Origin of the sequence: Pseudomonas sp. HMWF021, from assembly GCF_003061005.1 — a bacterium.
GTDB lineage: Bacteria > Pseudomonadota > Gammaproteobacteria > Pseudomonadales > Pseudomonadaceae > Aquipseudomonas.
Window position 1 is genome coordinate 105,116 of record NZ_QAIK01000063.1, and the last position, 6,945, is coordinate 112,060.

6 protein-coding genes and 1 pseudogene are annotated in these 6,945 nt (G+C 55.3%); 4 read left to right on the top strand and 3 right to left on the bottom strand.

The window, feature by feature from the left end; all coding sequences use genetic code 11:
• A pseudogene (locus DBR18_RS28990) lies at positions 1–79 on the top strand (ATP-binding protein); the annotation flags it as partial.
• Positions 80–299: 220 nt separating this feature from the next.
• Positions 300–521 carry a hypothetical protein gene (locus DBR18_RS09680; protein ID WP_108590162.1) on the top strand — a complete coding sequence of 74 codons (222 nt, stop codon included), beginning with the start codon at positions 300–302 and terminating at the stop codon, positions 519–521.
• A 135-nt stretch (positions 522–656) separates the two neighbouring features.
• On the opposite strand, the gene DBR18_RS09685 is transcribed toward DBR18_RS09680, so the two are convergent.
• The gene (locus tag DBR18_RS09685; protein ID WP_108590163.1) at positions 657–1,883 is read right to left on the bottom strand and encodes a zinc-dependent alcohol dehydrogenase; all 1,227 of its coding nucleotides are present in this window, start codon (positions 1,881–1,883) and stop codon (positions 657–659) included.
• 435 nt (positions 1,884–2,318) lie between these two features.
• On the opposite strand from DBR18_RS09685, the gene DBR18_RS09690 reads away from it, so the two are divergent.
• The gene (locus DBR18_RS09690) at positions 2,319–3,134 is read left to right on the top strand and encodes an alpha/beta fold hydrolase (protein WP_108590164.1); all 816 of its coding nucleotides are present in this window, start codon (positions 2,319–2,321) and stop codon (positions 3,132–3,134) included.
• On the top strand, positions 3,124–4,296 hold the full coding sequence (locus DBR18_RS09695; RefSeq protein ID WP_108590165.1) for a PAS domain-containing sensor histidine kinase: 1,173 nt from the start codon (positions 3,124–3,126) through the stop codon (positions 4,294–4,296). The genes DBR18_RS09690 and DBR18_RS09695 overlap by 11 nt, the downstream gene beginning before the upstream one ends.
• Positions 4,297–4,310: 14 nt before the next feature.
• Here DBR18_RS09695 and cydB read toward each other — a convergent pair whose 3' ends face one another.
• The gene (gene cydB / locus DBR18_RS09700; protein ID WP_108590166.1) at positions 4,311–5,312 is read right to left on the bottom strand and encodes a cytochrome d ubiquinol oxidase subunit II; all 1,002 of its coding nucleotides are present in this window, start codon (positions 5,310–5,312) and stop codon (positions 4,311–4,313) included.
• A gap of 12 nt (positions 5,313–5,324) precedes the next feature.
• Complete coding sequence (locus tag DBR18_RS09705) at positions 5,325–6,701, bottom strand: cytochrome ubiquinol oxidase subunit I (protein WP_108590167.1); 1,377 nt, start codon at positions 6,699–6,701, stop codon at positions 5,325–5,327.
• Positions 6,702–6,945: the final 244 nt, after the last annotated feature.

The following is a 6,945-nucleotide window of genomic DNA, read 5'->3' on the forward strand; positions in this document are numbered from 1 at the left end:
CGCCCCGCTCACTCACTGGCCACAGCGACCGTTTCGCCAGCCCCATCACTCGGCATCGGGGCCGGCGCTGGTCGGTGGCAGCTGTGACATTTGACAATAAATGCAACTGATTGGAAATTGATGCAACTCACATGTGATGCGGATCTTTAAGTGTTTATGCTTCAAAGCCAAGTATTGCGGGTGTTTCTCAACAGACTCTCGTGCGGCTCGGCGTTTTAAACTCTAGCCACCGACTCGTCACCGGTATTGAACCGTAAACGTGCAGACCTTTCTACCGTCCATACTTGGAGGGTCATGTCATGTATGAAGACAGAAAAGCACAGGCACTGGAAACCTGGCAGCGACTATTCACTCATCCTGAAATTCGAATGAGCGCTCCTGAGCAATACGATGAATTACTGCGCCTTGCCGAGGAGTATTGCGAAGAGGGGTTCATCATCAAAGAGGAGCGCAGATCGATGATTGAGAAAGCGACGGCAAATTATCGGCGGGCAGTTGAAGGCATGGGCCAAGGAACCTAGGGGTGTTCTGGTTTATGGCTACGGTAGCCTGCTGCAAGTATGAAGCCTGTCATCCAATGGTGAGGACAGGCTTCACTCCAACAGTCACGGCTTAAGTTTTGGCACTATCAGCGGCCAGCAGGATAAGGGACACCGTTAAGCGACTGGGGCCATTGGCGGAGTCTCATTCACGTCGGCCAGTGGTACGTCGCTGCTGCCAGGTGTCAGGATAACCTTGCGACAGTTTTCCTGTTTCTTGTCGAAGATCCGGTAACCTTCCGCTGCCTGTTCCAGCGACATCCTGTGGGTGATGATGGCCTCGGGTTGCAACCGACCCGTCTCAATGTGTTCCAACAGCTCAGGCAAGAACCGCTGCACATGAGTCTGACCCATTTTGAACGTCAGGCCCTTGTCGAACGCATCGCCGAATAGAAAACCGTGAATGAACCCTGAGTACACGCCGGGCACACTCACCACGCCGCCGCGCCGTACCGCGGCGATGCACTGGCGCAGTGCTTTGCCGCTACTGCCTTCCAGCTTGAGAGTGGCGAGTACTGTTTCGGTGGTGCTGCCCTTGGCTTCGAACCCCACGGCGTCGATCACCCCGTCCACGCCCCTGCTACCCGGAGTCTGCCGGATGATGGTGTCGGCCGGATCATCATCGTCATCAAAGTTGATCGGGATAACACCGTAAGTACGCTGCGCATATTCAAGGCGATACGCATGATGATCGACCATGAAGATGCGCTCAGCACCGAGCATGCGGGCGCAGGCGGCGCTCAGCAGTCCCACCGGTCCAGCGCCGTAGATGGCCACACTCGAACCTTGACCGATATTTGCATTGAGAACCGCCTGCCAGGCGGTTGGCAGGATATCGGAGAGAAACAGCACCTTCTCATCCGCCAGTGTGCCTGGAACCTTAAATGGCCCAGTGTTGGCTTTAGGCACCCTAACCAGTTCAGCCTGACCTCCCGGAATGCCGCCATACATTCGGCTATAACCGAATAGTGCCGCCGGCGGCGGAATCAGTTTTTTGTTCATCGCCGCGCCCGGGCCGGTATTCGTCGTCTCACACGCGGCGTAAAGCTCCTGTTGGCAAAAGAAACAATCACCACAGGCGATGACAAACGGGATCACCACCCGATCACCGCGCTGGACCGCAGTCACGCCAGAACCGGTCTCCTCGACGATGCCCATGAACTCGTGACCGAAGATATCGCCATGCTCGACGGTGGGAATCTTGCCGCGATACAGGTGCAAATCAGAACCACAGATGGCTGTGGCGGTGACGCGCAGAATAATGTCGTCCGGCGCTTCTAGTACCGGATCCGGCACACTCTCGACTCTGACGTCATGGGCGCCGTGATAGGTCATTGCTCGCATGGTGATGTCCTCGTACGTTCAATAAAAGACGTTGGTCTTCATACCGAAGGACTCGGGCACACTGGAGTTCAGTAAGCTTTCTCAAAGTCAGATCAGCGGACGATAACGAAGGAATTCAGGACGCAAGTCCGATTTAAACGGTAATCCGATCATTCGACATAGACATCTACCGGTGTTGACTTTCATTGCATGGATTCCACCCGGCATGATTTGAACCAAAAGCCACAGAAGCTGCCAAAATCATTCGCTTAACGTACCGAATAAAAATTACCTCCCCCGCCATCCGACCCCAGCCTTAGTGCTGATAGATCGCAGCACGTGTTTTCTGAATACTCTCTTAACGGGTAGCTATTGTAATGGTCTGCGTGACCGCAACCCGCGCTATCTACAATGCCGAAATGCCAAAACACCTTAGATACTCTCGGGATGACGCGCATGAACCTGCGATACCGCAACAACATAAAAGTGATGGGTGAAGGTCCTTCGACACTGATCTTTTCCCACGGTTTTGGCTGTGACCAGAGCATGTGGCGCTATTTGGTCGACCACTTCACGTCTCGTTTTACGATTGTCCTTTATGACCTTGTCGGGTCGGGGCAGTCAGATATCGGCGCGTATGATCGGGAAAAATACAGTTCCTTGATGGGATACGCCCATGATCTGGGCGAAATCGTCGATCATTTTGCCACTGGTGAAGTAATTCTGGTCGGCCACTCTGTTAGCGCCATGATAGGTGTCCTACTGGACCGCCTATGCCCCGGAAAAATTGCGGCGCATGTGATGATTGGCCCTTCACCCTGCTACATTGACTCCGATGACTATGTGGGGGGATTCAAACTCGAAGACATCCAGTCCTTGCTCGACACGCTGGACAGCAACTACCTTGGCTGGTCCAGCAATATGGCACCGGTAATCATGGGCGCGCCCGGGCAACCTGCACTGGGAGAAGAACTGACCAATAGCTTCTGCCGTACCGACCCTGAGATCGCCAAGCAATTCGCACGCGTGACGTTCATGTCAGACAATCGCAAGGACGTTGCGGGATTGGTCACACCAACCTTGATTCTGCAATCCACCGACGATTTCATCGCTCCCATCGCCGTAGGTGAATATCTGCATGCTGTACTTCCCAACAGCACACTCAGCTTGGTGGCAAACGTTGGTCATTGCCCACACATGAGCGCACCGAGTGCCTGTTCGGAAGCCATGGACAGCTTCCTGACGCTGAGGGCAGGTGCGGATGTCGACTGACGCACCGCCAGGTCCCGACTCGCAGACACTATTTGAAGGCGCGCCTTGCGGCCTCGTGGTTACGCAAGAGGACGGGACGATTTTGCTCGCCAACCTGACATTTTGCTGTTGGATCGGCTTCGACGCCTGCTCTTTGATCGGGCGGCGTTTCCAAGACCTGTTGACAATAGGCGGCCGTATATTTCACCAAACCCATTGGGCGCCGCTGATGCGTATGCAAGGCTCAGTAGCCGAGGTGAAGCTCGATCTGGTCCACAAGGACAAACATTGCGTCACAATGCTGCTTAACGGTGTAAGGCGCGAAAATGCCGATGGTGCTTTTTTTGAACTGGCACTATTCACGATAAGCGATCGCGACAAATATGAGCGCGAACTACTCAGCTCCCGAAAAGTCGCCGAAGGTCTACTGCACGAGAAAACCGTTGCGGAAACTGCGCTTCAGCTTGCTCAAAGCGAGTTGAAAATAGCCTACGAAAAGGCCGAACGTCGTGCCTCATTCGCCGAGCAGATGGTTGCTATCGTCAGCCATGACCTGAAAACACCGCTGACTGCGATAAAAATGGCGTCTGACATGTTAACCAGAGACGAACTGTCTGCTAAGCAATTCAAATTGCTCGGCCATATCAGCCAGTCAGCTGGCCGCGCTGAACGAATGATTGCCGATCTGTTGGACTTTACCTTGGCCCGGGTCGGCCGAGGAATAGCAGTAACGCCGGCCCCGGTTGATCTGCATACTTTAGTCAGTCTGAGTGTCGATGAATTGCGCGTCGCTTTTCCCGCTGCAAATTTGCAGCATCAACGCAATGGATCGGGTATCGCGTACATTGATGCAGATCGGGTACAGCAAGTTGTTGGCAACCTGGTTGCTAACAGCGTTGCTTATGGAGATTTGAAGCAGCCAATCATCATCACTTCATCTTGTGAAGAGCATCAAACCATTGTGTCCGTTCGCAACCAGGGCGCGATTATCCCTGAGTCATTGATGGCGACTCTATTCGAACCCATGATCCGCGGCACCAACGACCGTAACGCACGCAGCGTAGGGCTTGGATTGTTCATCGTGAGGGAAATCGCCCGGTCACATGGAGGGAACGTCACGGTGCGTTCCAACATCGAAGAAGGCACAACGTTTGAAGTCTTTTTTCCACAAATTCAGTCTTAGAAACCCGCAATTTTTCAGCTTTTTGTTCCCACACGTACCTTGCCGCTGAAGACTCTGAATCCATAGGTGTTGTAGATCAACGTCACCGGTATCAACACGGCAAAGCCGACGAGCATGAAGACCTGGCTATTGGGTTTTGAGGTGGCGGCTTGCAGCGTCAGACCCGGGGGAATGATCAGCGGGTAAAGCGCGACGAGCATCAAGGCGAACGCCAGTACGAATACACCCAGGGCGCAGAACAGCGGTACCCAGTCAAAACGACTGCGAAACCCTGATCGGAATACCACCAGCAAAGCCATCAGAATCAAAACCGCGGGTACCCACACCACCGGCGCCGTCAGCCGCTGCGAGTACTGATCGTGCAAGGTGGTGGTCCAAGCGACTAAAACCAGCAGAAGCCCTGCCGTGCCCCAAGCCAGCTGCTTCGCCTGACGCGCAGAACGGTGCTGCAGTTCATCAACGGTTCGCCAATACAGCCAGCAAGCGCCCAGCCAGGTATAGCCCAGCACGAGTACGAGGCCGCAAAATAGCGGAAAGGGTTCGAGCCACTCGCGGCCATCGCCACTGTACTGACTGCCCAGATGGGGGACGCCTTTGACCAGGGTGCCGAGCACAATACCTTGAATCAGTCCCATGCACAGGGAGCCAAACAGCAACACGCCGTCGATCAGCCGTTTAACGCGCTCGCTGGGCGCGTGATCACGAAATTCAAGCGCCATTGCACGCAGTATCAATGCCAGAAACATGGCGATAAATGGCACGTACAGCGCGGGGAGCAGAATGGCGTAGGCCAGCGGAAACAAAGCCAGAAGCCCGCCGCCACCGAGAACGAGCCAGGTTTCGTTGGCATCCCAAATCGGCAGGATGGTCACAGCCATGGCGCGTCGATTGCGGCTGCTATGCGTCAGGCCCAGCAGTATGCCGACACCCAGATCGGTTCCGTCGAGCAAAACATAGTTCATCACCGAGAATGCCAGAGCTGCTGCACACAACAGGGTCAGCCAGTCAGTGTCCATCGACTCGTTTCCTCAAGACCGTCCGGTTTCGTCAGGCAATGTTGATTGCGGACCCGGCTCGCCACGGCGCGGTGGCTCACGTAGCAAACGCATCAGCACCCACAAGCCGATACCGAATACCAGCAGATAGAACAGCAGAATTCCCCACGTAGAAGTCACCACCTGCTCGCGTGAGACCCGTGACACGCTGTCGGCCGTGCGCAGTAGCCCGTAGACGGTAAAGGGCTGACGCCCGACCTCAGTGACGATCCAACCACTGAGCATCGCTACAAATCCCGTTGGGGCCATCAGCACACAGCTCCATAACCACCCGCGTGCAATGTACAGACGCTTGCGAAAGCGAAGAACGAGGCTGGCGATGCCTTGCGCCAACATCATCAACCCCAGCCCGACCATCAGGCGAAATGCGAAAAATACTGGCGGTACCGGCGGAATGTCCTCAGGCGCGAACTCGTCCAGTGCGGCGATGGTGCCGCTCAGGTCGTGACGAAGGTAAAGCGAGCCAATCCGCGGAATAGCCACTTCCCAGTGATTGCGTCTTTCGGACATATCCGGCCAGCCGAATAGGCGCAGCGGTTCACCCGCACCTGCGGGTGGACGCGTCCACGAACCTTCAATGGCGGCTACCTTCTGAGGTTGAACCTTCAAAGTGTGTTCGCCATGTAGGTCGCCGACCACAATTTGCGCGGGAGTTAGAGCCACGACCGTCCATAAGGCCATGGACAATTGCAGGCGTGCGCGGGGATTGTGCGAGGTTTTGAGCAACTGCCAGGCACTGGCGCCGGCCACCAGCGTTGCCGAACCCAGCAGCGCGGCCAATGTCATATGCGCCAGGCGATAGGGGAACGAGGGATTGAAAATGATCGCCCACCAGTCTTCGGCCAGAAAGCGCCCCTCCCCTGACATCGAATAGCCTGCGGGTGTGTGCATCCAGGAGTTGGCCGACAGTATCCAAAATGCGCTGATCAACGAACCCATGGCTACGGCACCAGTGGCGAAGAAATGCAGTCGTGGGCCGACCTTCTTCAATCCGAAAAGCATGATGCCCAAGAACCCGGCCTCGAGGAAAAACGCCGCCAACACTTCGTAGAACATCAACGGTCCAAGAATATCGCCCGCCTGTACCACCAGACGCGACCAGTTCAGCCCAAACTGATATTCCAGAATCAGCCCTGACGCCGTACCCACCGCCACATTCAGGGCAAATATCTTGAGCCAGTAGTGATATACATCCAGATAGACTTCGCGACCGGTCTTGAGCCACAACGCCTCGAGTGCCAGTAGAAAATTCGACAGACCGATGGTGAACGCCGCCAGCACAATGTGAAAACTGATGGTGATCGCGAACTGAGCTCGCGCCGCCATGAGAGCTGAGTCGAGGGCTTCCACATGTGGCTCCCGGCCTGTCAGCCTATTGAGTGCTCGTTTGCGCGGGTTTCGCGTTGTGTAGTCCAGCTTTCCTTTTCGAGAGCAGCGACTATTGCGCTCGATCACTGAGCCGACCTACTAAGCATAGGTCGCTCAGCTCTCAGTTGGCGATCACACTCATGTTCCGGCCACTGGTCTTAGCGACGTACAGCGCCTTATCAGCAGCACCAATCAGCGCATCGGAAGATTCTTCGGCATTCATATT

What these genes read in the sequence shown, in the direction of transcription:
- DBR18_RS09680 (WP_108590162.1), top strand. Translation starts at nt 300, where the DNA reads ATGTATGAAGACAGAAAAGCACAGGCACTGGAAACCTGGCAGCGACTA.
- DBR18_RS09685 (WP_108590163.1), bottom strand. Translation starts at nt 1,883, where the DNA reads ATGCGAGCAATGACCTATCACGGCGCCCATGACGTCAGAGTCGAGAGT.
- DBR18_RS09690 (WP_108590164.1), top strand. Translation starts at nt 2,319, where the DNA reads ATGAACCTGCGATACCGCAACAACATAAAAGTGATGGGTGAAGGTCCT.
- DBR18_RS09695 (WP_108590165.1), top strand. Translation starts at nt 3,124, where the DNA reads ATGTCGACTGACGCACCGCCAGGTCCCGACTCGCAGACACTATTTGAA.
- cydB (WP_108590166.1), bottom strand. Translation starts at nt 5,312, where the DNA reads ATGGACACTGACTGGCTGACCCTGTTGTGTGCAGCAGCTCTGGCATTC.